22 protein-coding genes are annotated in these 23,424 nt (G+C 67.4%); 10 read left to right on the forward strand and 12 right to left on the reverse strand.

What is annotated here, in order from left to right; genetic code table 11:
• Positions 1-71: 71 nt before the first annotated feature.
• The 3 genes from ACK4HJ_RS13735 to ACK4HJ_RS13745 form a co-directional block, all read right to left on the reverse strand.
• The gene (locus ACK4HJ_RS13735) at positions 72-464 is read right to left on the reverse strand and encodes a hypothetical protein (protein WP_409832468.1); all 393 of its coding nucleotides are present in this window, start codon (positions 462-464) and stop codon (positions 72-74) included.
• Between the two features lie 109 nt (positions 465-573).
• Positions 574-2,031: a DUF1501 domain-containing protein gene (locus ACK4HJ_RS13740; RefSeq protein WP_409832470.1), complete on the reverse strand. Its 1,458-nt coding sequence runs from the start codon at positions 2,029-2,031 to the stop codon at positions 574-576.
• Positions 2,032-2,078: 47 nt separating this feature from the next.
• On the reverse strand, positions 2,079-4,124 hold the full coding sequence (locus tag ACK4HJ_RS13745; RefSeq protein ID WP_409832472.1) for a DUF1800 family protein: 2,046 nt from the start codon (positions 4,122-4,124) through the stop codon (positions 2,079-2,081).
• A gap of 431 nt (positions 4,125-4,555) precedes the next feature.
• On the opposite strand from ACK4HJ_RS13745, the gene ACK4HJ_RS13750 reads away from it, so the two are divergent.
• The 4 genes from ACK4HJ_RS13750 to ACK4HJ_RS13765 all read left to right on the forward strand — a co-directional run bounded on the left by ACK4HJ_RS13750 (position 4,556) and on the right by ACK4HJ_RS13765 (position 7,354).
• Positions 4,556-4,774 carry a CsbD family protein gene (locus tag ACK4HJ_RS13750; RefSeq protein WP_409832474.1) on the forward strand — a complete coding sequence of 73 codons (219 nt, stop codon included), beginning with the start codon at positions 4,556-4,558 and terminating at the stop codon, positions 4,772-4,774.
• Between the two features lie 77 nt (positions 4,775-4,851).
• Entirely contained in the window at positions 4,852-5,433 is a 582-nt protein-coding gene (locus tag ACK4HJ_RS13755; protein WP_409832477.1) for a hypothetical protein, read from the forward strand.
• A 186-nt stretch (positions 5,434-5,619) separates the two neighbouring features.
• The gene (locus ACK4HJ_RS13760) at positions 5,620-6,144 is read left to right on the forward strand and encodes a hemerythrin domain-containing protein (protein WP_409832480.1); all 525 of its coding nucleotides are present in this window, start codon (positions 5,620-5,622) and stop codon (positions 6,142-6,144) included.
• Between the two features lie 103 nt (positions 6,145-6,247).
• Positions 6,248-7,354, forward strand: a complete 1,107-nt coding sequence (locus ACK4HJ_RS13765) for a diguanylate cyclase (protein ID WP_409832482.1) — start codon at positions 6,248-6,250, stop codon at positions 7,352-7,354.
• A 70-nt stretch (positions 7,355-7,424) separates the two neighbouring features.
• On the opposite strand, the gene ACK4HJ_RS13770 is transcribed toward ACK4HJ_RS13765, so the two are convergent.
• Positions 7,425-7,748: a hypothetical protein gene (locus tag ACK4HJ_RS13770; protein ID WP_409832483.1), complete on the reverse strand. Its 324-nt coding sequence runs from the start codon at positions 7,746-7,748 to the stop codon at positions 7,425-7,427.
• Positions 7,745-9,190, reverse strand: coding sequence for a cell envelope integrity protein CreD (gene creD, locus ACK4HJ_RS13775; RefSeq protein ID WP_409832486.1), 1,446 nt, complete (start codon positions 9,188-9,190; stop codon positions 7,745-7,747). The genes ACK4HJ_RS13770 and creD overlap by 4 nt, the downstream gene beginning before the upstream one ends.
• A gap of 244 nt (positions 9,191-9,434) precedes the next feature.
• Here creD and ACK4HJ_RS13780 point away from each other — a divergent pair, with 244 nt between their 5' ends.
• Positions 9,435-12,197: a di-heme oxidoredictase family protein gene (locus ACK4HJ_RS13780; protein WP_409832489.1), complete on the forward strand. Its 2,763-nt coding sequence runs from the start codon at positions 9,435-9,437 to the stop codon at positions 12,195-12,197.
• A gap of 187 nt (positions 12,198-12,384) precedes the next feature.
• Here the strand turns inward: ACK4HJ_RS13780 and creC are convergent, their stop codons facing one another.
• The 4 genes from creC to ACK4HJ_RS13800 all read right to left on the reverse strand — a co-directional run bounded on the left by creC (position 12,385) and on the right by ACK4HJ_RS13800 (position 15,977).
• A complete protein-coding gene (gene creC, locus ACK4HJ_RS13785; protein ID WP_409832492.1) occupies positions 12,385-13,821 on the reverse strand; it encodes a two-component system sensor histidine kinase CreC in 1,437 nt (478 codons plus the stop codon).
• Between the two features lie 66 nt (positions 13,822-13,887).
• Complete coding sequence (locus ACK4HJ_RS13790; RefSeq protein WP_409832494.1) at positions 13,888-14,586, reverse strand: winged helix-turn-helix domain-containing protein; 699 nt, start codon at positions 14,584-14,586, stop codon at positions 13,888-13,890.
• 6 nt (positions 14,587-14,592) lie between these two features.
• Complete coding sequence (locus tag ACK4HJ_RS13795; RefSeq protein ID WP_409832497.1) at positions 14,593-15,228, reverse strand: MarC family protein; 636 nt, start codon at positions 15,226-15,228, stop codon at positions 14,593-14,595.
• A complete protein-coding gene (locus ACK4HJ_RS13800) occupies positions 15,228-15,977 on the reverse strand; it encodes an SDR family oxidoreductase (RefSeq protein ID WP_409832500.1) in 750 nt (249 codons plus the stop codon). Before ACK4HJ_RS13800 ends, ACK4HJ_RS13795 begins: the two co-directional genes overlap by 1 nt.
• 117 nt (positions 15,978-16,094) lie before the next feature.
• Between ACK4HJ_RS13800 and ACK4HJ_RS13805 the strand changes: the two genes are divergently transcribed.
• A complete protein-coding gene (locus ACK4HJ_RS13805) occupies positions 16,095-16,784 on the forward strand; it encodes a dienelactone hydrolase family protein (RefSeq protein ID WP_409832503.1) in 690 nt (229 codons plus the stop codon).
• A 201-nt stretch (positions 16,785-16,985) separates the two neighbouring features.
• On the forward strand, positions 16,986-17,882 hold the full coding sequence (locus tag ACK4HJ_RS13810; protein ID WP_409832744.1) for an amidohydrolase family protein: 897 nt from the start codon (positions 16,986-16,988) through the stop codon (positions 17,880-17,882).
• Positions 17,883-17,915: 33 nt separating this feature from the next.
• On the opposite strand, the gene ACK4HJ_RS13815 is transcribed toward ACK4HJ_RS13810, so the two are convergent.
• The 3 genes from ACK4HJ_RS13815 to hemB form a co-directional block, all read right to left on the reverse strand.
• Positions 17,916-18,749 (reverse strand): DUF72 domain-containing protein, encoded by an 834-nt coding sequence (locus ACK4HJ_RS13815; protein WP_409832505.1) that lies wholly within the window; start codon positions 18,747-18,749, stop codon positions 17,916-17,918.
• A gap of 65 nt (positions 18,750-18,814) precedes the next feature.
• Entirely contained in the window at positions 18,815-19,942 is a 1,128-nt protein-coding gene (locus ACK4HJ_RS13820; RefSeq protein WP_409832507.1) for a magnesium transporter CorA family protein, read from the reverse strand.
• A 61-nt stretch (positions 19,943-20,003) separates the two neighbouring features.
• Complete coding sequence (hemB, locus tag ACK4HJ_RS13825; RefSeq protein ID WP_409832510.1) at positions 20,004-21,008, reverse strand: porphobilinogen synthase; 1,005 nt, start codon at positions 21,006-21,008, stop codon at positions 20,004-20,006.
• 316 nt (positions 21,009-21,324) lie between these two features.
• Here hemB and ACK4HJ_RS13830 point away from each other — a divergent pair, with 316 nt between their 5' ends.
• The 3 genes from ACK4HJ_RS13830 (at position 21,325) to ACK4HJ_RS13840 (ending at position 23,372) form a co-directional block, all read left to right on the forward strand.
• Positions 21,325-21,753 carry a CopD family protein gene (locus ACK4HJ_RS13830; RefSeq protein WP_409832512.1) on the forward strand — a complete coding sequence of 143 codons (429 nt, stop codon included), beginning with the start codon at positions 21,325-21,327 and terminating at the stop codon, positions 21,751-21,753.
• Between the two features lie 12 nt (positions 21,754-21,765).
• On the forward strand, positions 21,766-22,863 hold the full coding sequence (locus ACK4HJ_RS13835; RefSeq protein ID WP_409832514.1) for a VanZ family protein: 1,098 nt from the start codon (positions 21,766-21,768) through the stop codon (positions 22,861-22,863).
• 146 nt (positions 22,864-23,009) lie between these two features.
• The gene (locus ACK4HJ_RS13840) at positions 23,010-23,372 is read left to right on the forward strand and encodes a (2Fe-2S) ferredoxin domain-containing protein (protein WP_409832517.1); all 363 of its coding nucleotides are present in this window, start codon (positions 23,010-23,012) and stop codon (positions 23,370-23,372) included.
• Positions 23,373-23,424: the final 52 nt, after the last annotated feature.

Below are 23,424 nucleotides of genomic sequence, written 5' to 3' on the forward strand. Positions count from 1 at the left end.
CGCTTGCGCGTGCGCTTGGTGGTGTTGCTCAGGCCCAGGCTGCTTTGCTTCATGTGCCTATTGTCTCGGCTTCAAGCATTCGTCGGCACATGACGCAGGGGATTCGTGAAGAGGGTCCTTAAGCCATCCCTGTAGTTGAATGTGTAGATGTTGGGGGGAAATCCGGGATTACTACAATGCGCGGCGGGATCGTTAGCCGCGGAAATAATGGCCGCAACGATCTCGTCGATGCTGCCGCCTAAGATGGATACTGCTAGGCCGGATCCGCTGCAGCCAATTACTCCGGCATAATCGTATTTCTCAATTGCGCTCACTTTTTCGAATTTTGACAGATTTGTTACTTTCGAGCGAAAATCAGAAATCCGTATTTGTGGATCAGCCCATGCAGCGCTGCACATAAAAAATAGCACGAGCCAGCCTAGAGCGATGCCGTCGCGAAGTATTGGTGTATTTTTAATATTCATTATTTTCCTGTGTTTCCTGGCATTTGTTATTGTTATTTTAATTTCCGGGCTGGGTGGTAAATCGCGCAGGCGTGGCAAATGGGGGGTTTACAGGCCTTCCCTGATTTTTCTATGCCATAAAACCCAAATCCACCGGATAGTCCGCCCTTCCGGCCCCTATCCCAAAATTCCCAATATTCGGCAACACCCCCGACATTTCGGACGCCGACACCCCAAACCACTTTGCCAAGGTGGCCGCGTACTGGTCCACCGACGTGCTGGGCAGCAGCCGCCCCTGGCCCACGTGCCACTGATCTTCGGGCGCAGCGGTGTTGGTGTTGCTGACCGGCGGCGCGCTGCCGTAGAAGGCCTTGCCTTTGACGGCGCCGCCCACCATGAGGTGGTGGCTGCCCCAGCCGTGGTCAGATCCGTCGCCGTTGGAGCTCAAGGTGCGGCCAAAGTCGGATGCGGTGAAGGCGGTCACCTTGTCGGCCACGCCCAGTTCCACCGTGGCGTTGTAGAAGGCGGTCATGGCTTCACTCACGCGCTGCATCAGCACGGGTTGCTGGGCGATGAGGTTGTCGTGCAGGTCAAACCCGCCCAGCGACACCAAGAACACCTGGCGTTTGCTGCCCAGCGTGTTGCGCGCGCCGATGAGGCGGGCCACCATCTTCAGCTGGTCGGCCAGGGAGTTGCCGGTGGGAAAGGCGGTGTTCACAGTCACGCCCGCCAGGCCGCCGGTGATCTGGCCTTCGGCCGCGATGGCGCGGGCGGTGACGCGGTTGTATTCGTTCTCCAGCGTCTGGCTGCTGGGCTGCTGGATCAGCGAGGTGAGTGCGGCGCGCACGGCGGTGGAGCCGTAGACGTTGTTCTTCACCCCGTTGATGGCCACGGCGCCGTTGGTGCTGACCTGGTACTGCAGGGCAGAGTCGCCCGACAGGAACACGGCGTTGCCCGTGACCGAGATGCAGGTGAACAGCGAGTTGCCATTGGACGACAGCGCCAGGTCGCCGATGTGGCCGCCCCAGCCCACGGTGGAGCCTTCAGACGACGACGATTGCCACACTGACTGCTGGTCGTTGTGCGAGAACAGCTTGGGAGGCAAGGGGTAGTTGGTGCGGTCCGAGCTGTTGTATTGCGCGCGGGTCAGCGGCACCACCAGCGGCCCCACGTTGAGCTGCACGGCGGCCTTGCCGCTGTTGAACAGGCCTGCCAGGCCCGTCATGGCCGGGTGCAGCGCGTACTGGCGGCCGCCGGGCAGGGGCGTGGTGGGGTTGAGCAGCGTGGCCGCCAGGTCGGACTTGGCCAGCGCAATGCCGCCGGCTGTCTGGCCGGCGCCGCCGCCGCGGATGGCGCTGTAGCGGTTGTAGCTGGCGTCGTCGTATGTGACCACGGTGTTGGCGTAGTCGTTGCCGCCGTAGAGAAACACGCAGACTAAGGCCTTGTAGTCGGTGGCTGTAAACGCTGCGGCTTCGCCCAGCGCGGCCAGGTTGAGCGCAAACGGCAGGGCGGTGCCCGCCAGCCCCAGCTGGGTGGAGCGGCGCAGGAACGCGCGGCGGGTGTGGAGTTCGGGTTGGAGCAGGTGCATGGTGCGGGCCTACGGGGGGCTGTATGTGTGTGTGAACTGACGACGGACTACTTTTGAACGAGGTATTCGGCCGAGGCCATCACCAGGAAGACGGCGGCCGCCACCCGGTCGAGCTTGGCGTTGTCGGTGCTGGCCGCAGTGACGTTGGTGGTCTTCAGCGCGTCGCTGATCAGCTTGACCGTGGCGGCCGAGAGCTGGCCTGCGCACATCAGCAGGTTGATGCGCGCAACCAGCGCGTCGGGGTCGGTCACCAGCGCCAGTTCGCTGCTGTAGCTCGCCTTGATGTCGAAGCCGTTGTTTGTGGTGCTGGCGTTGTTGGGCAACTCGGGCGCGTTGACATAGATGCCGTTGCGGATGACGCCCTGCATGTAGTTGAGGTAGCCGCCCACGCTGCTCTCGTTGACCAGCTGGAACTCTGGCGCCACGGCGCCGCTGGCGGCCAGCGTGGTGGATGGCGGCACATAACCAGGCCGGAAGAAGTTGAACACCGAGGGAGAGCGCAGCGGGCTTTGGCCCAGGCGGGAACCCGGGTCGCTGAGGTTGCCGATCTTCCAGCTGCCGCGCGCGGAGCTGACGCCAAAGGTGCGGCCCCACTGCACGAGGCGCAGCATGGGCTCGCGCAGCTTGCCAAAGCCGGGCTGCGTGAGGCCGGCGGGTGCGCGCACTTCATCGTCCAGCAGGATGGCCTTGACCACGGCGCGCAGATCGCCGCGCACGCCCAGGCCGTTGTTGTTGAAGGCTGCGGCCACCCGCGCCACGTAGGCAGGCGAGGGGTTGCTGGTCACCAGACGCTGGATGAGCTGCTTGCCGATGAACGGCCCCACGTTGGGGTGGTTGAACAGCGTGTCCAGCGCCGTCTTGAGGGCGGCCGCGCCAGGTGTGCTGCCCGGGATGGTGGTGCCCAGGAAGGTAGCGTCCAGCGTGGAGTGGCGCGATGCGTTGAGCGCCATGGGCAGGCGCGCAAACGTGGTGCTGGGCACCGTGCGGGTGGTGCCGGGCACCGTGGTGGGTGTGTTCTGTGACTGGTCGAAGTCATAGCCCGTGAACACCCGCGCGAGGTTGGTTACGTCGCTTTGCGTGTAGCTGTCGATGGGTTTGCCCGATCCGTCGCGCCGCACGGTGCCGTCGGGGTTCAGGGCCGACAGGCCGATGGACATGAGCTGCAGCACCTCGCGGGCGTAGTTTTCGTCGGGCAGTCGGCCGGTGGCAGGGTTTTCCTTCTGGTTGCCGCGCGTGTTCAGGTAGAAGCCCATGGCAGGGTTCAGCGTCACGTCTTCCAGCACCTGGCGGTAGTTGCCAAAGGCGTTGGCGACCAGCTGGTCCCAGTAGTGCGCGATGGCGTGGCTGCGCCAGCTGAAATCCAGCCCGGTGAGCGACACCACGCAGATCTCGGACAGCGCCAGCGCCACACGCTTGCGCAACTGGTCGGGCGCCGTCATGAGCTGGTTCCAGATCATGTAGTCGCCGGGGTAGCTGTTGTCGTAGTAGGACGTGTCGTTGCTGATGCTGGCGTAGCCGCGCTGGTTCAGCCAGTCCCAGCCGCGCTGGCCGGCGCTGCGGGCGAACTGGCTGTCCAGCCAGTCTGCGTAAGTGGTGGAGCGCAGTATGGCGATCTCGCTGGTAGAGGCGGAGAACTGTGCCTGCAGCAGGAAGCGCGCCGCCTCCTGGTCGGACCGGGCCACGGGGTGGGCGTAGTTGCCCAGCGTGGGCGTGGAAGGCGCGGGTGCCGGTGCGGGCGCTGGGCCGGGGGCTGGCGCAGGCGATGGGCTGGGCGATGGATTGGGCGCGGGGCTCGGCGACGGGCCGGGTGAGGGAGCGGGCGCAGGTGCCGGCGGCAGCGGCGCTGGCGACGGGGCCGCAGGGCTGGCGCCGGGCGTGTTCGCGTCACTGCCGCCACCGCCGCACGCGGCCAGGGCGGTGGACGCGAAAAGCGCCGTGAGCAACGGCGCATCGCTGCGCGCGGTGGTGCTTTGCGGCGTCGCAGTTGCGGGAGATTTGGAAACGGCGTTTTGCGCCGGCGTCGTCGAATGGCAGCCCTCTGTGTCCTCGGCGACTGCAGTGGCCGCCCGAGGCTCCTCGTGTGTGTATTGCATGGTGGTGTGGGGTGAAACACGCGCTGTGCGCCGCGCGCGGGCCTCACTTCATCACAAGCGCCCCCTGGCGCGGCAACATAAGCGTTACCAAACGAAACGCCCATAGGGAGAGGGTTACAAACCCCGCTGTTCAAGTGATGGGCAATTGCAACACTTTGTGGGCTTTGCGGACGGTTGTAACGGCGCGTTGCCGGTGGAGGGTAGCGGCCAATCCACCGCAACGCAGTGTGCGGCTGAGCATTTGCCCACCCCGCCCACGCGGCGCATCGACACCCGCTGGCAGGCCCGTAGGCGGGTGCTGACGCACGCTGCGTTGCATGGCCTACGGACGGCTTGTGGATTCATTTCTACAGTCACCTCCATCGCATCACGCAAGTAGTTCCACGCACTCCGAGTGGATGGCTGAAGCGAATTTTTTGAGGATGCACATCATGAATGAAGACACCGTCAAGGGCAACTGGAAGCAGTTCAAGGGCAAGATGATCGAACAGTGGGGCAAGCTCACGAATGACGACTTCGACGTGATCGACGGCAAGCGCGAGCAATTCCTGGGCAAGCTGCAAGAGCGTCAAGGCCTGGCCCGCGATGCTGCGGAAAAGCAGCTCAAGGAATGGCAAGACCGCCATCCTGACTTCCGCTTCAACGACTGACAGCGGGCTCCCGGCAGACCGGATCTGCCGGCCCTTCACTCCCTCATACCAATCACTCTGACACCGAGGAGAAAACCATGAAATTCGCACGCACCCTGATCGCCACCGTTGCCGCCGGCCTGATGGCTACTTCTGCCTTTGCCATGACGAAGGAAGAGCACAAGGCCGCCAAAGACAACATCGAAGCCACCTATAAGGCTGACAAGGACAAGTGCGATGCCCTGACGGCCAATGCCAAGGACATCTGCCAGAAGGAAGCCAAGGGCAAGGAAAAGGTCGCGAAGGCCGAACTGGAAGCCCAGTACAAGCCCAGCGCCAAGAACACCCAGAAAGTCGCCGAAGCACGCGCTGACGCTGCCTACGACGTTGCCAAGGAAAAGTGCGACGACCTGAAGGGCAATGAAAAAGACGTGTGTGAAAAGGACGCCAAGGCTGCCCATGTGAAGGCCAAGGAAGACGCCAAGGTGGCCGCAGCCCAGGCCAAGCCTGCTGACAATGCTGCCGACAAGGCCGCCAATGTGGCCGAGGCCCGCAAGGATGCCAACGCTGAAAAGAACGAAGCCAACTACAAGGCTGCCAAGGAGCGCTGCGACGCGATGTCCGGCAATGCCAAGTCGGCCTGCGTGGACGACATGAAGCGCATGTACGGCAAGAGCTGATGGACCCGCCGCATAGCGGCGCCCTGAGCTGAAGCAAAAGAACGCCCCGCCTATGCGGGGCATTCTTTTTTTGTGGGCGTGCTCTGTACACACTGCGCTGCGCCCTGACCTGCATCAATACCCGATTGCCGCGCGGCGCCTAAGCTGGGCTTCTCGAATTTCTTTTGCTTCAGGGGATCGAATTCCATGGCCCAACTCGAATGGTCCGACGCGCTGCACTTGGACCTGCCGTTGATGGACGACACGCACCGCGAGTTTGTCGACCTGCTGGCGGCGGTGGAGCGTGCCGATGACGCGCAACTGGTGTCCGCCTGGCACAGCCTGGTGGAGCACACCGAGCAGCACTTCGGGCAGGAAGACGCGTGGATGGCGTCCACGCGGTTCGCGTCCGGCAACTGCCACAGCATGCAGCACAAGGTAGTGCTGCAAGTGATGCGCGATGGCCTGGTGCGCGCGCAGCAAGGTGACCTCAAGGTGCTGCGGGTGATGGCGGGCGAGCTGGCGCTGTGGTTTCCGGCCCATGCGCAGAGCATGGACGCAGCCCTGGCCCTGCACCTGCGCCGGGTGGGCTTTGACGCCGCCACAGGGGTGGTGCATGCGCCTCAGGCGCTGCCGGGCGAGCTGATCCACGGCTGCGGCGGAGCCACCTGCGGCGACTCCGCTGCAACCCACGAGGCACCCGGAATACAGGCTGCACCGGTGGCGGCATAGCGCGAGTGCTGCCGTGCCGTGCTGCGCGGCAGACAGGCTTTTGCCGATGCGGTCGCGCGGCGGCTGTGGCATGCTGGCAAGGTCTCAGCCACCTCGCAGCGCCATGGCCGATTCCACAGACTTTTCCATCCTCTCGGCAGCCCATCCGGGCCACACACCCGGCGAAAGTACCGGCGACCCGGCCGATGCCGTGGTGCGGGACGCTGCGCGACTGCTCGCGTTGCAGCGCTATGCGATCCTCGACACCCCCATGGAGCCCGCCTACGACGAGCTGGCCCGCATTGCGGGCCACGTGTGTGACGCACCGGTGGCGTTGATCAGCTTTGTGGACCGCGACCGGCAGTGGTTCAAGGCCGCGCTGGGCGGCATGCCGGCCGAGACGCCGCTGGACCAGTCGGTGTGCCGCTACGCCCTGCGGCAGACCGGCGTGTTTGTGGTGCCCGACCTCGCGCAGGACCCGCGCTTTTGCCACATGCACATCGTCACCCAGCCCCACCCGCTGCGCTTTTACGCCGGGGCTCCGCTCGTCACCCCTGACGGCTATGTGCTGGGCACGCTGTGTGTGCTGGACCATGCGCCGCGCACGCTGTCCCCCGCCGTGCTCGACATGCTGAGCGCTTTGTCGCGCCAGGTAGTGCGGCTGCTGGAGCTCAAGCGCGCCAACGACCGCCAGGGCCAGATGCTGTTGGAGCTGGAAGAGGCGCGGCGCCAGATGGCGGTGCTGGCCCACACCGACGTGCTGACCGGGCTGGCCAACCGCCGTTCGTTCACCGAGCGTCTGCGGCAGGAGCTGGCTCTGCTGCAGCGCGATGGCGAGCCGGCCTGCCTGCTCATGATGGACATCGACCACTTCAAGCGCGTGAACGACGTGCACGGACACCACGTGGGCGACCAGGCGCTGCAGCTGTTTGCGGCCCTGTGCCGCGACGTGTTCCGCGCGGCCGATGTGGTGGGCCGCTGGGGCGGGGAGGAATTTCTGGCCCTGCTGCCGGGCACCCGGGTTGAGCAGGCGCAGGCCGTGGCACAACGCATCCACGCCGCGCTGGCGCACCAGCCTGTGCCCGGTGTGGAGCCGCCACTGGTGCTGACGGTGAGCATGGGTTTGGCCGCTTTCGACCCCTTGCGACCGCTGGACCTGACCCTGCGTGCCTTGGACGCCGCGCTGTACACCGCCAAGCGCGAGGGGCGCAACCGCACGGTGCTGGTGTAGGTTGGAAGTATCAATTTGATAGCTGCCAGCGTTTGATGGACAAGCGCTGGAGCCTGTTTTTGCATAAATTTCACAACAATTCCGTCCCGTTGCGCGTGCCGCGCGGCAGCAGCAGGCCCGCCATGCGCCAGGCCAGGTCGCGCAGGGCACCGCGCAGCGCGGGCGACAACGGTTGCCCGGCGGCCGGCTCGGTCGGGCGGAAGGCGGCGTCCAGCACCGCCTGCTTGGCGCACCACAGGGCCTTGCGGTCATGCGCCTGCAGGGCGGCCATGAGCTGGTCGCGGTGGCGCTGCACGCGGGCGGCCTCGGCCGCCGACAGCGCGGGCAGCGTTGATGATGCCGAGCCCACCGGCGCCACGAGGTGCCGGGCCCAAGTGTGGGGCGCCGGGGTCATGCGGCCTCCGACGGGGTGGGCAGCGGCTGCGTTTTCGGCATGCGGGCAGCGGGCGACGCACCGCCACCCTGCGCCAACCCGTACCAGTTCACCTTGCGCGTCAGCACCATCACCGCAGCCAGTACCAGAAACAGTGCAATCGAACCCACCACCAGCGCCGTCTGCTCCAACTGCAGCAGCACGTACAGCAGGCCGTACAGCAGTGCAACGCCCGCCCCCAGCGGCAGGCCGCGTGCCAGGCTTCCAAGGATGTGGCTGGCGTAGTAGCCCAGCAGCAGCACGCAGGCTGCGGCGGCAATGCCGTACGCGGCGCCAAAGGGCAGGTGCTCCGACAAGCTCACCAGCAGCAGGAAGAAGCTGCACAGCGCGCTGCCCACCAGCAGGTATTGCACGGGGTGCACACGCAGTTTCTTCATCAGCTCGAACAAACCCACCGCCACGAAGGTGAGGGCGATGAAGAGCAGGCCGTATTTGGTAGCGCGGTCGCTCAGGGTGTAGGGGTTCACGGGGTCCACAAAGGCGACGCTGAAACTGTCTGCGCAGTCGCGCGGCGTGGCGCCGCCGGGGGCGTATTCGCCCGGGGCGCTCGCATCGTCATAACCGCTCACGCAGACACGGCTGCCGCCCGCGATGTCGGCCTGCGCGGTGGTGGCCAGGGACGACAGGCGCCATTGGGCCGAAAAGCCGTCCGGTTTCACCTCCCGCTCGGACGGGAGGAACCGCCCCGCGAACGACGGATGGGGCCAGCTGCTGGTCATCTGTACTTCGGTATTGCCGCCCAGCGGCACGATGGCGATGCGCTCGGTGCCCACCAGCTCCAGGTCCAGCGTGGCCGTCAGGCCGTCGGCCTTGCCGCGCACGGCCTCGGGCAGCGCAGCGTGCAGGCCCCGGCTGTAGGTGGGGTGAAACGTGCCGGGCTTGAGTGGCAGCGCCTGCTCGCCCAGCGTGAGCTGCGCGGTGCGGATGCCGCGCGCGTCGCCCACCGCCATCATCACGATGGGCGCGCCGCAGTGCATGCGCGAGTTCTTCACCGTGCTCTGCGGCTGCAGGCTGGCCAGCGAACCCCACTCGGCCGTGATGTGCGCCTTGAGGTTGAAGGTGTTCACCTTGTGCACGCCGCGTGCACGCTCCTCCATCGCGGCGCCCGAGCGTAGCTTGAGCTGCTCGGGCATGGCGGTGAGCAAAAACTCGCGGCGCCGTTCCACCATGCGGCGTTCGTCGCCCTTGCCGGTTTCTTCGTCCCAGCTCTCCACGCAGGCGCTGTGGATCAGCGGGCCCATCAGCGTCTGCGGGCCGGCCAGGCTGTCGGCCACGCTCTGGGCTGTCAGGCTGCGGTAGCGCTGCCGGTCGTGCACCACGTCGCTGATGAGCGCAAGGCCGATCAGCAGCAGCAGTGTGACGGCGGCCAGCGCGAACAGTTTGATGAACAAGGGGTGTTTCAAGAGGTCCTCCACAAGGCTTAAAGAATGGGTGGAGGCAGTGTTCAAGCGCGCTGTGAGGGCGCAATGAAGTATGTGAAGTCTGTGTGAAGCGTACCGACGGAAACCTTGTGAAACATAAATTCCGCGCTTGCTACAAATTGGCCATGTTTTTGGCGCCAGCTGCAACACCGCGCAGCGGGGTTCGCCCGTAGCATCGCATCGCAACAACATCACATCCGCCCGCAGGGCGAGAGGGAGAGAACCCATGCGCACCCCGATGAAAGCCGGCCTGTCCCTGGCCGCCGCCGCATTGCTGGTCGCCTGTGGCGGCGGCAGCAACAGCACCGATACCCAAGACACTGCCACCCGCAGCGCCGGGACCGAAACAGTCACGGTCGCCGCGTCCCGCGCGGCCCAGGCCGTGCCCAGCCAGCCTGGCGTGCTGATCAAGCCCGTGGCCGCCACCTCGTCGCCGGTGGAAAACCCCGGCATGTCCGCCACCGCCGCCATCGACGGCAACCCCAACTCCCGCTGGGGCAGCACCTTTGTGGATGATGCGTGGATCCAGTTCGACTTCGGTCAGCCCACCGCCATCGGCGCCATGAAGCTGCTGTGGGAGCGCTCGTACGGCAAGGAGTACGCGCTGCAGGTGTCCGACGACGGCCAGACCTGGGCGCAGCTGCGCTACGTAATGGACGGCAAGGGCGGCACCGAGGAGTTTTTGAACCTGGGCGTGCTAACCCGCTATGTGCGCCTGCAGGGCGTCGCGCGCAGCTCGCAATACGGCTATTCGTTGTTCGAGGTGGAGTTCAAGTCCCCCGGCAGCGACAACACCCAGGGCGGCCAGGCCGTGGCGCCGCTGCGCTTTCCGGCCAACGGGCAGGGCCTGCAGCCGCTGCCTGCTGCACCGCAGCCCTTGGAGCAGGTGCAGTTCTCGCTGGCCGACGGCACCCTGGTCACCCGCTTTGGCGCGCGCGCCATGGGCCGCCACGGGCGCGAGCGCGGCGAGGAATGGAACGAGATCGGCTATGGCCCCAACGACACCGTGGACGCCGCCGGCCAGCCCGTGGACAAGGGACCGGGCGCGCACCTGACCTTCGTCACCCAGTACTTCAAGAACCGCACCTGGGGCATGGAGATCATCGACAACAGCCGCGTGGCGGGCGTCACCAAGCCCACGCTCATCGTCAACCGCTACACCCAGGTGGACTTCCTGCCGGGTGACACCGCGTTCTTCCGCGCGTTCGACCGTCCCGGGGTGACCGGCTACGGCTGGATGAACCCGGGCGAGCTGGTGGACCGCACTGTCAAGGTCTGCCGCCCCACGGCCTATCCGGCCACCGCGCAGCTGGTGGGCCCGGGCGGCATCAACGGCGCCTGCACGCTGCGGGTCAAGGACTACCCCGGCCATGGCGGCCTGGGCGCCGACGGCCTGCCCAACGGCACCAACGTGCCCTCGCGCCCACTGGTGGTGGGCGACGCCATCGAGATCTCGCCCGCCATGTTCAGCACGCACGAGGCCATGTCCGCCAAGGGCGACAGCGGCGGCATCCGCTACTACTCGGCCGAATGGCTGTATGTGGTGGGGCAGGGCCTGGCGCCCTGGTACGGCGTGCAGCCGCGGCTCAACTCCGCGCCGCTGCCGGTGGCCACGCTCTCGGGCGGCACGGGGTCGGTGTCGTACAACTACTCGGACAACGGCAGCTCGATGTTCCAGCAGCCGTTCAACCACGTGGGCATGAAGAACATGCAGCGGTTCGTGGAAGGCCGCCGCCTGATCCACACCGACTTCACCACGGGCGCGCACAGCGAGCCCGGCAACGACCCCTACACGCCCGCAGCCAAGCTGCAAGGCACGCATTTCAACCAGTCGATGTGCGTGGCCTGCCACGTCAACAACGGCCGCAGCCCGGCCCCCACGCGCCTGAACCAGCGGCTGGACAGCATGTCGGTGCATGCCGCGAGTCTGGGAGACGGCGGCGTGCAGCAGCCCCACCCGCGCTACGGCAGCGTGGTGCAGATGAACGCCCTGGCGGGCAGCGGCCAGCGGCAGGACTGGGGCAACAGCGTGCGCGTGGCGCGCTTCGAAACGCGCGAGGTGCGCCTGGCGGACGGCACGGTGGTGGAACTGCGCAAGCCCGTGCTGGGCTTTGACGGCCCGGTGCCTGCCGCCTACTCGCTGCGCGCCGCGCCGCCGATGATCGGCATGGGCCTGCTCGAAGCCGTGCCCGAGGCGGACATCCTGGCGCTGGCGCGCAGCGCGCCGGACCAGGACGGCGTGCGCGGGCGCGCCAACTACGTGTACGACCCCGAGACCGGCGCGGTGCGCCTGGGCCGTTTCGGCTGGAAGGCATCGAAGGCCACGCTGCGCCAGCAAGCGGCCACGGCGCTGCTGCAGGACATGGCGGTCACGTCGCCCGTGTACCCGTCGCGCAACTGCCATTACGGCCCCAAGGCATGCGCGGCGGGCCCGCGCGTGGCGGGCATCACCGCATCGGACCTGACCCTGATCTCCAACTACCTGGCCCTGGTGGCCGTGCCCGCACAGCGCAGCCTGGAAAGCGGCTTCCCCAAGGGCGTTGCGCCGCTGGACGAGCACCGCGTGGATGCGGCGCAAGTGGCGCTGGGCGCGCGCCTGTTTGAGGGCATGCGCTGCACCGCCTGCCACACCGCGCAGATGAAGACGGGCAGCGGCCACCTGTTTGCCGAGCTGCGCAACCAGACGATCCGGCCCTACACCGATTTGCTGCTGCACGACATGGGCCCCGGCCTGGCCGACAACTTTGCCGAAGGGCAGGCGCAGAGCGCGCTGTGGCGCACCGCACCCCTGTGGGGCATCGGCTACACCGAAAAAGTCATGGGCCAGGGCCGCAGCGCCGACGTGGGCTACCTGCACGACGGCCGCGCGCGCAGCCTGACCGAGGCCATCCTGTGGCACGGCGGCGAGGCGGAAGCGGCCCGCAGCCGCTTTGAAGGCCTGCCGCGCACCGACCGCGAGGCGCTGCTGGCTTTCCTGCGGTCGCTCTGAGTTCAGCCACCGGCGGGGCGCCAGGCGAGTCTGGCGTGCGCTGGGCCACGCGGCGACAACGGGATTTCCGGGGGCGTTGGCAGGGCGTTGAGCGGAGGCCCTGGGGCTGCAGCGGCTTCAGGAGCGCCCCGCGCACTGTCAGCCCGCCCCGCACCCCGCTTTCAGCGGCGCACTTTGCTGGGCCCGGTCACGCAAAGTCCAGCCGCACGCGCAGGCCGGGCGCGAGCGGCTGCGCCTGCATCCGCCCGCCGTGCAGCGCCATCACCCGCTGGACGATGGCCAGGCCTAGGCCAGAGCCGCTGCGCTCGCCGTTCGGCCGCGCCGTGGTGAAGAACCTCTCGCCCAGACGAGGCAGGGCATAGTCCGGCACGCCCGGGCCGGCGTCCTCTACCGCCACGCTCGGGCCCTGCAGCACCACGCGCACCGTGCCTCCCGCCGGGGAAAAGTCGATCGCGTTGTCCAGCAAGTTGCCGATAGCCAGCGTCACCAGTTCCGCCTCCCAGCGGCCGCTGGCGCCTTCGCCCGACAGTTCCAGGCGCACGCCGCGCTGCCGCGCGCGCGCTTCGCACTGGCGCACGGCCTGGGCGGCGCAGTCGTGCAGCGCCACCGGCGCTGCGGCATCGGCGTGCTGGCGCTGCTCCAGCTTGCTCAGCTCCAGCAGGCGGTCGATCAGGCGCTGCAGGCGCTGGCTTTGCTCCACCACCTGCGTGGCGAACTGCGCGCGGTCGGCCGCGGGCAGTTCGTCCTGCAGCAGCTCGCCCGCGCCGCGGATGGCGGCCACGGGGCTTTTCAGTTCGTGCGTCAGAGCGCGCACATAGCCTTCCACATAGTCGCGGCCTTCCAGCCGCGCGCGCATGCGGTCCATGGCGCGGGCCAGGTCGCCCAGCTCGCCGGGCACCTGGGGCATGGGCGGCGGCGATGCGGTGGCGTCGGCGGGGCCCTGCACGCTCAGTGCGTAGTCGCGCAGCCGGCGCACATTCCACACCATCCACACCGTCACCGCCACGCCCACCAGGGCCGACAGCGCCAGCAGCAGCACCCCGCCCATGAACACCTTGCGCTCTGCGCGGTCGATGAAGCGCTGCACCGTGCGCGTGGGCTTGGCCACGGTGAGCACGCCTGCAATCTGCCCCTGCACATAGATGGGCGCGGCCACGTGCATCACGCCGGTGGTGTCATCGCTCTCCACATCGCGCGTGGAGCGTGCGCCGTATTCACCGCGCAGCGTGCGCGCCACATCGCGCCACTGCGAATAGTCGGCGCCCACCGCGCGGTTCTCCGAATCGAACAGCACCCGGCCCGCCGCGTCGGTCACGTAGATGCGGTAGTCGAGCGACTGCTTGGAAAAGCCCCAGATCGCCGCGTCGATGGGCCGCGTGGCATAGCGGCGCACATGCTGCGCAAACGGGCTGGTGCCGCTGTTGTCCGCACCCACCGCCAGTCGACCGCCTGCCAGGTCGTCGCTGGCCAGCTCGGCCAGGATGTTGGCCGTGTCCACCATCATGTCCTCCATCACCTCGCGCACGCTGGGCTTGATCTCGGCCATGAACACGCGCAGCACAAAGAACGCGGCGATGCCGTTGATCAGGAAGAAGGCGAACAGCAGGCGGATGCCGAGGCGCATGGTGTGTTGCTTCAAAAACAATAGCTGTCGGCGCTTGATAGATAAGCGCTAGGCGCCGATTTGGCTTCAGATGTCCAGGCAATACCCCATGCCGCGGTGTGTGCTGATGTACTCCCGCCCCGGGTCCACCTCGCGCAGCTTGGCGCGCAGGGTCTTGATGTGGGTGTCCACCGTGCGGTCGGTGCTTTCGCTGTCGTCGCCCCAGGCGGCGGCCAGCAAGGCTTCGCGCGAATGGATGCGGCCGGCGCCGTGCAGCAGGTGGGACAGCAGGCGGTATTCGCGGCGTGTGAGCGGCAGCGGCTGGCCGCGCAGGCTGATGCGCTGGCCGGCCTCGTCGTCGTGGAACAGGGCCGGCGCGGCCGCAGGCGCGGTGGCGTGCCCGTTGCCGCCGTGGCCCGCGCGGCGCAGCAGCGCCTTGACGCGGGCGGCCAGCTCGCGGGGGCTGAAAGGTTTGGTCAGGTAGTCGTCGGCTCCCAGCTCCAGGCCCAGCACGCGGTCGATCTCTTCGCCGTGGGCGCTGAGCATCAGCACGGGCAGCGTGGCGGTGGGCGCGGCGTTGCGCACATCGCGCAGCAGGTCCAGGCCGCTGCCGTCCGGCAGGCCCACGTCCAGCACCAGCAGGTCAAAACGGCTGCGTTGCAGCTGCTGGCGCGCGTCGTGCACCAGCAGGCTGTGCGTCACGGCCAGGCCGTCACGCTGCAACGCATAGGCCACGGTGCGGGCGATGGCGGGATCATCTTCGAGCAGCAGCAGGCGGGCGGACATGGGCGATCAACGAGCCACCAAAATGGGAAAAATCTTGCCCAGCCCATCGGCCATCACCTCCACCGCCAGCGCGGCCAGGATCAGGCCCATGAGCCGGGTCATCACGTTGATGCCGGTCTTGCCCAGCACGCGCGCAATCGGGTCGGCCAGTGCAAAACACACGGCGGTGGCCAGCGCGATCACCACGCCGTAGCCCACCAGCGCCAGCGTCTGCCACACGCCCTGCGCGCGGTCGGCATAAATCACCACGGTGGACATGCTGGCCGGGCCGGTGAGCAGCGGGATGGTGAGCGGCACCACGGCGATGCTGCTCCCGGCGGCGGCTTTCTCTGCCCCTTCTTCGAACTCGTTGGTGCTGGGCTTGGCCTCGGCCGGTTGGGCGTTGAGCATGTTCATCGCGCTGATGAGCAGCAGCATGCCGCCGCCCACCTGAAAGCTCTGCAGCGAGATGTTGAAGAAGTCGAGGATCTGCAAGCCCAGCAGCGCACAGGCCGCAATCACGCAGAACACGCTGAAGCTGGCCACCTGGATGGTGCGGCGCCGCTGCGCGTACGAGAAGCCCTGCGTGTAGTGGATGAAGAACGGCACGATGGCCAGCGGGTTCACGATGGCCAGCAGGGTGATGAGAGGTTTGAGATCCATCAGCGGCCTCCGGAAACGTCGAGCAATGACATGGTGGTGTAGGGCGAAGCATCCGACATCAGCCACACGATGGCCTCCGCCACCTCGTCGGCCGTGCCGCCGCGCTGCATGGGCACCAGGTGGGCCAGGTCGCGCACGCGGTCGGGCAGGCCGCCGCTGGCGTGGATGTCGGTCTCGATGAGGCCCGGGCGCACGGCGTTCACACGGATGCCTTCTGCCGCCACTTCGCGCGCCAAGCCCAACGTCATGGTGTCGATGGCGCCCTTGGCTGCCGCGTAGTCCACATACTGGCCCGCCGCGCCCAGCCGCGCGGCGGCGCTGGAGACGTTGACGATGCTGCCGCCCGCGCCGCCGTGTTTTGTGCTCATGCGGCGCACGGCCTCGCGGGCGCAGACGAAGCTGCCGATCACGTTGATGTCGAACATGCGGCGCAGGCGCGCCACACTCATTTCATCCACACGCTGGGTCCGGTCCACCACGCCCGCGTTGTTCACCAGCGCGGTGATGCGGCCGAGTTGTGCGTCGACGGTGGCAAACATGGCCAGCACCTGGGCCTCGTCGGCCACATCGGCCTGCACGGCCAGCGCGGTGCCGCCGGCGGATCGAATCTGCTGCACCACCGCATCGGCGGCGGCCTGGTTGCCCTGGTAGTTGACCGCCACGGCCCAGCCCTGGCGCGCAGCCAGCAGGGCGGTGGCGGCGCCAATGCCTCGGCTGGCGCCGGTGATTAAGGCAATCTTGTTGTTCATGGAATGCGGTCTCCTGCAAGAATGGCGCATTGGAACAGGTTCTGGGGGCATCGGGCAGGTGCCGATGTGCCGGGTGGCCAACGCGTGAGCACCTTTTTTCTTCAAGGAGATTGCAGCATGGGACAGTTTGTCGATCTGACTTCCGGCGATGGTTTTGTGTTTCCGGCCTGGGTGGCGCAGCCGGACGTCGCACCGCGCGGCGCCGTGGTGGTGCTGCAGGAGATTTTTGGCGTCAACTCCCACATCCGCGCCGTGGCCGACCGCTTTGCGGCGCGCGGCTACCTGGCCGTGGCGCCTTCGACCTTCCACCGCGTGAAGCCCGGCGTGGAGCTGGGCTACAGCGGTGATGACATGCAGGCCGGCATGGGCCTGAAGGCGGCGGTGGAGGCGCTGCCCGCCCCCGGCGTGATGCCCGACATCCAGGCCGCCATCGACTACGCCGCCGCACAAAGCGGACGCAAGGTGGGCATCGTGGGTTTCTGCTGGGGCGGCCTGCTGACCTGGCGCGCGGCCTGCACGCTCAGCGGTTTGTCGGCCGCCGTGCCGTACTACGGCGGCGGCATGACCAGCCCCGACGAAGCCGCCCGCCAGCCGCGCGTGCCCGTGATGGCGCACTTCGGCCAGCGCGACCACTTCATCCCGGTGGACAGCGTGCAGGCCTTTGCCCGCGCGCATCCCGAGGTCGAGGTCCATATCTATGACGCCGACCACGGCTTCAACTGCGACCAGCGCGGCAGCTACGACGAGCCCTCGGCCATGACGGCGCGCGACCGCACGCTGGCGTTCTTCGACAAGCACCTGGGGTAGGGATTCTCTCTGAGTCGCCTGCGGCGCCTTCCCCCCAGGGGACGACGCCCTCGCTGCTGGGCGGCCCTTGCCAGGCGTCCCTCGCGGGACCGCGCCAAGTAGAGGCGCGAAGGGGTCACGACATATCGCTGATGTCTGGAGGTTGCCATGGCATGTCCGACGTGGTTCGATTTTTCTAAGCGTTTTTGGCCTCTGGCGCTTATCCAGCAAGCGCTGGCAGCTATTGTTTTGATAGTTGGGGCTGGCGCCGTGCAGAAAGTCCACGCCGCCGACTACACCGGTCCGCTGTTTGACGCGCACCTGCACTACAACGAGGAGGCGTGGGACGGCAAAACGGGCCCGCATCCGCCGTCGGACGTATTGGCGCGCATGAAGGCCTCTGGCGTGCGCGCCATCGTGGCCAACTCGCGGCCCAACACCGGGTCGCTGGCGCTGGCGGCCCTGCCCGAGGTGCGCGCGGCCGGGGTGGCCGTGGTGCCTTTTGTGCGGCTGTACCGCAACCGGGCCGACTACACGGGCTGGTTTGCCGACGAGACCATCTACGACATGGTGCTGGACGAGTTGAAGCGCGGCACCGGGTCTGGCCCGTACCGCGGCATTGGCGAATTCCACCTGTACGACAGCGCCAATGCCAACGGCCCGGTGGCCAAGAAGCTCATGGCCCTGGCCGAAGAGCGCGGCCTGGTGGTGCTGGCGCATGTGGACGATGTAGCCATCGACCTGCTGATGGCCAACACGCCGTCGAAGGGCGAGAAGGTGCGCCTGATCTGGGCCCACACCGGCATCGGCGGCGCGCCGGTGGAGCGGGTCGACGCCCTGATGGCCCGCTACCCCGGCCTGGTGGGCGAACTCTCATACCGCCCCGGCCTGGTCTGCGACGACAACCAGCTGTGCCCCGCGTGGCGCGCGCTGCTGCTCAAGTACCCCACGCGTTTCGTGATCGGCTCGGACACCTGGGTCAACCAACGCTGGCAGCACTACGAAAGTCTGATGCAGGGCTACCGCCAGTGGCTGGGCGGCCTGCCCGCCGACGTGGCGCGCAAGATTGCGTGGGACAACGGGGCTGGGCTCTTTGGCACGCCCACGCCGTCTCGCTGACCGCTGACCAATGACCGATTTCCTCTCAGCCTCTCAGGCGTTGCGCAGACGCGCCAACAGGTCCAGCGCGTTCTCCGTGGCAGCCCCGCTGGCGGTGTTGTCGAAGATGCACCACACGCTGCCGGCCTCTTGCGGGGCGTTTTGCGCGACCTCCCGCGTGGCCCGCTGCAGGCGTGCGGCCAGCGCATCGATCAGAGCTTTGTCATACGCCGAGTAGTAGGTGCGCGGCGAGCCGTGCAGCCGGCAATACACCAGCCCAGGCCACCCGCCCGGCGCGCGCCCCGCGTCGTGCAGCACCGGGTCGGCCAGAACGCGCGCAGCCTGCCAGTGCGACAACAGCGTGTCGCCTTCGGACGTGAACCAACTGGCGTGGCGTGGTTCCACCGCCAGGCCGACACCGTCCGGCAGCAGGCGCCGCAGGCCCGCAAAGAAGGCGTGGGCCACTGGTGCATCCAGCACCAGGCTGGGCGGCAGCTGCACCAGCACGCAGCCCAGGCGGTCGCCCAGACCGCTGGCTTGGTCCACAAACGCCTGCAGCAGGGCTTCGGTATCGTTCAGCCGTGCGTCATGCGTGATGCTGCGCGGCAGCTTGACGCAAAACCGGAACCCGGCCGGCGTGGCTGCGGCCCAGCGTTCGTAGGTGCTGCGCTGGTGCGGGCGGTAGAACGACGAGTTGATCTCCGCAGCCGTCAACTGCCGCGCGTAGCGCACCAGGTGCGATTCAGCCGGGCTGTCTGCGGCCATGGCAAAGCGGTGTTGGCTGGCGCGCGGCAGGCTCCAGCCCGCAGTGCCGATGTACAGGGGCGCTTGTGCATCGGCAGAGGCCAGGGGAAAGGGGGCGGCAGGATCAGCGGAAGGCGCGGGCATCAATGCACTCCTCGGGCGTGTGCAGATGCGATGCTGCCCCTGGCGCAGCAGGACCGGGGTAGGAATTACCGCCGGGTTCGCGACAGGTATTGCTTGCGCCAGAACAGCGCCACCAGCGCCAGCGCGATCACGCCCATAGACCCCAGCGCCCACCAGAAGCCGTCGGCCTTGTGGATCAGCGGCAGGAATTCGAAGTTCATGCCAAAGATGCCCGCGATCAGGTTCAGCGGCAAAAACACAGCCGTGAGTGCCGTGAGCGTGCGCATGATGTCGTTGGTGCGGTTGCTCTGCACGCTGAAATGCATCTGCACGGCGGTTTCGGTGCTTTGCTCCAGGCGCCGCACGTGGTGCACCACGCGCTCGATGTGTTCGAGCACGTCGCGGCTGCGCACTTTCAGCAGGTCCAGCTCGCGCAGGCCCGCGGGCGTCTCGGGCAGGGCCCAGGTTTCCAGAGCGTCGATCCAGTCCTGCACGGCGGTGCGCTGGTCTTCGCAGATTTCGTCGAGCTGGTGCAGCGACAGGCGCGCTTCGAGCAGCGAGGTCCAGTTCACATAGCGCGCTCGGGGTTTGAGCAGCTCGGTCTGCCAGTGGTCCAGCTGGCGGGTGAGTTCGCGGCGCAGATCCAGGTAGCCGTCCACCATGAGGTTGACCACGCGCAGCATCAGGTCGGCAGGGCTGGTGGGCACGCGGGCGCCGGGCACGGGGCTGCTGCGACCCTCGCTGGGGCCGGTGGGCAGCGAGGCCAGCAGGCGGGCCGCGTAGGCGTCGCGCACTGCGCAGTCGGCCGGGTGCACCGTCAGCAGCAGCTGGTCAAAAACGGCAAACCCCACCGGGCTGGTGTCGATGCGCCGCAGCACGGGCGGGCCGCTGCGCCGGGGCGCGGCGCCTTCCGGCGCAGCGGCGGGCGGCTGTGCCGCGTCGCCATTTGCCGTCGCCAGGCGGCGGAACACCAGCAGGTCGTACTGCGAGGTGTAGTCGTAGTGCGATGGGAGCTGTGCGTTGAGCAGGTCGGACACGTGCAGGTCCACCAACTGCAGTCCTACCAGCGCCTGCAGGCTGGCCTGGATCTCGGCCAGCTGCGACTGGAACGCGGGCCGCGCACAGGCGATCCAGACAAACCCCTGCGCAGGCATCTGTGTGGGCAGCGCAGCCAGCTCGTGCACGCCGCCGCTGTGGATGTGAAAAATGCGCATGCAACCCAGAAATATGGATAAAAAGTGCCTCTAGCGCTTATCCAGCGAGCGCTGACAGCTCTTATTTTCGGAGCAAGCGAGCCACATCGCGTGCAAAGTAGGTCAGCACGCCGTCGGCGCCAGCGCGCTTGAAGGCCAGCAGGCTTTCCATCATCACGGCGTCATGCTGAAGCCAGCCGTTGGCCGCAGCGGCTTTGATCATGGCGTACTCGCCGCTCACCTGGTAGGCAAAGGTGGGCACCTTGAACTCGTCCTTCACGCGGCGCACGATGTCCAGGTAGGGCATGCCGGGCTTCACCATCACCATGTCGGCGCCTTCGGCGATGTCGATGGCCACCTCGCGCAGGGCCTCGTCGCTGTTGCCAGGGTCCATCTGGTACACATTCTTGTCGGCCTTGCCTAAAGCGCCGCGCGTGCCCACCGCGTCGCGGAAGGGGCCGTAGAAGCTGCTCGCGTACTTGGCGCTGTAGGCCATGATGCGGGTGTGGATGTGGCCCTGCACCTCAAGCGCCTCGCGGATGGCGCCGATGCGGCCGTCCATCATGTCGCTGGGCGCGACGATGTCCACGCCCGCCTCGGCATGCGTGAGCGCCTGGCCGGTGAGGATCTCCACCGTCTCGTCGTTGATGATGTAGCCGGTCTCGTCCAGCACGCCGTCCTGGCCGTGGCTGGTGTACGGGTCCAGCGCCACGTCGGTCATCACGCCCAGGTCGGGGAATTCTTTCTTGAGCGCCCGCACCACGCGCGGGATCAGGCCGTCGGGGTTGAGGGCCTCCTTGCCGTCCGGCGTCTTGAGCGCGGGGTCAATCGCCGGGAACAGCGCCAGCACCGGGATGCCCAGCTTCACGCAGTCTTCGGCCACGGGCAGCAGCAAGTCCAGGCTCAGGCGGTCCACGCCGGGCATGGAGGTCACGGCCTCGCTGCGGTTGGTGCCCTCGTGCACGAACACGGGGTAGATCAGGTCGTCAACGGTGACCAGGTTCTCGCGCACCAGGCGGCGGGTGAAGGCGTCGCGGCGCAGGCGGCGGGGGCGGTTCTGGGGGAAGGGGGTGGGGCTTTGGAGCATGGGCGGATTATGTCCCTGAGCCGCTGCGCGGCAGGTGCCTATGGCCTGCCGGCGGCGCTCGAATCTGCAGGCGCGCTGGCCGGGCCGGCCGGTGGTTGCCAGGCGCTGGTGCCGCTGCGCCCGCCCTGGGAAATGCCGCTTGTAACACCCCTTGCCCGGTGCTAAATTGGCGCCGGGCGGCTTGCTGCCCCCCGCTTTTCCTCCCTGAGCGGGGCCTCGGATTGCAGCAATGCAAAACAGGCTTTCCTGGCCCGGCGGATTTGCCGGGCTTTTTTTTGCCGGGCGGGCGCGCCATGCCATCCCCTTAAACTGCCGCATGCTCTGGGTCAAAGCCTTTCACATCGTCTTCGTGGCCAGCTGGTTTGCCGGCCTGTTCTATCTCCCCCGCATCTTCGTCAACCTGGCCATGGTGGCCCCGGGCTCGGTGGCCGAGCGCGATCGCCTGCTGCTCATGGCGCGCAAGCTGCTGCGCTTCACCACGCTGCTGGCGGTGCCGGCGGTGGCCCTGGGCGTGTGGCTGTGGATGGGCTACGGCATCGGTCGGGGCCCAGGCAATGGCTGGATGCACGCCAAGCTGGCCGTTGTGGTGCTGGTCATCGGCTACCACCATGCCTGCAGCGTGCTGCTGCGCAAGCTGGCCGATGGCACCAGCCGCCGCAGCCATGTGTGGTTCCGCTGGTTCAACGAGGCACCAGTGCTGCTGCTGGTGGCCGCCGTGGTGCTGGTCGTGGTGAAACCGTTCTAGGTCCATACGCCGGTGCACAAGACCTCTGCCTGGCCCCTGGCGCTGATCTATACGGCGCTCATCGTCTTCGCCAGCCTGTTCCCGTTTGACGGCTGGCGTGCCCAGGGCATCGATCCGCTGGTCTTTTTGCTGGCGCCCATCCCGCCGCCGTACTGGACGGGGTTCGACGTCACGATCAACGTAGTGGGCTACGCGCCCCTGGGGTTCCTGCTGGTGCTGGCCATGCTGCGCACGGGCTGGCAGGGCAGCCCCGTGCTGCTGGCCACGCTCGCTGGCACGCTGCTGTCGCTGGGGCTGGAGTTCTTGCAGATATACCTGCCGCGGCGTGTGCCATCCAACATGGACCTGGCACTGAACGCGGCGGGTGCGCTGGCTGGTGCGCTGAGCGCCGCGCTGCTGGAGCGCGTGGGCGCCATCGACCGCTGGAGCGACTTCCGCGGCCGCTGGTTTGTGCAGGACGCCAGCGGCGCGCTGGTGCTGTTGGCGCTGTGGCCGCTGGCACTGCTGTTCCCAGCAGCCGTGCCCTTTGGCTTGGGCCAGGTGCTGGAACGGCTGGAGGCCGCGCTGGTCGAGTTGCTGGCCGACACGCCGTTCCTGCAGTGGCTGCCGGTGCGCGAGGTGGCGCTGGACCCGCTGTCGCGCGGCGGCGAGCTGCTCAGCGTGATTCTGGGGTTGCTGGTGCCATGCCTGCTGGGCTACTGCGTGATCCGCCAGATGGGCCGGCGCGCGCTGTTTGCGCTGGGTGTGGTGGCGGTGGGCGTGGCGCTGACGGCGCTGTCGGCCGCGCTGAGCTGGGGGCCGGTGCACGCCTGGGAATGGATGGGCCAGCCCGTGCGCCTGGGCGTGTGGGCGGCGCTGGCGCTGGCCCTGCTGCTGGTGGCACTGCCGCGCCGGGCCTGCGCAGCGCTGCTGCTGCTGGCGCTGGCCTGGCACCTGGCGCTGCTCAACCAGGCGCCCACCAGCGCCTACTTTGCGCAGACGCTGCAGATCTGGGAGCAGGGCCGCTTCATCCGCTTTTACGGCCTGGGCCAGTGGCTGGGCTGGCTGTGGCCTTATGCGACGCTGCTGTATGTGCTGATGCGGGTGTCGAGGAGAGAAAGCGCCCCCTGAGAGGCTGCTCGCCATGGCCCGAGCTATGGCTGTGCGTTGCGCCTCCATCCGAAGCGATTCGGCGCGCCTTTCGGGCCCCGGCCAAAAAACTCTCAGCCTCTGAGTCGCCGCAGAGGTGCCCGGGGCACGGTTCGTAAAATGCGCGGATGAGCGACACCCCCTCCACCCCGCCGGCCACCGCGCCCGGCTACTACCAGCGCCACATCTTCTTCTGTCTGAACGACCGCACCAATGGCGAAGACAGCTGCGCCCACCACAACGCGCAGGCGGGCTTTGACCGCTGCAAGGCGCAGGTCAAGGCCGCTGGCCTGGCCGGCCCCGGCAAGGTCCGCGTGAACAAGGCCGGCTGCCTGGACCGCTGCGCGGGCGGCCCCGTCGCCGTGGTCTACCCGGAAGGCACCTGGTACACCTATGTGGACGCGTCCGACATCGACGAAATCGTCGAATCCCACCTCAAGAACGGCCAGGTGGTGGAGCGTCTGGTCACGCCGGCGGAACTTGGGCGCTGAAACCGCCTCCACCTCCTTCACCCGATTTTTTGAATGTTTTTGCCCTCTAGCG

Source organism: Acidovorax sp. (genome assembly GCF_046294525.1).
Classification (GTDB): Bacteria; Pseudomonadota; Gammaproteobacteria; order Burkholderiales; family Burkholderiaceae_C; genus Acidovorax.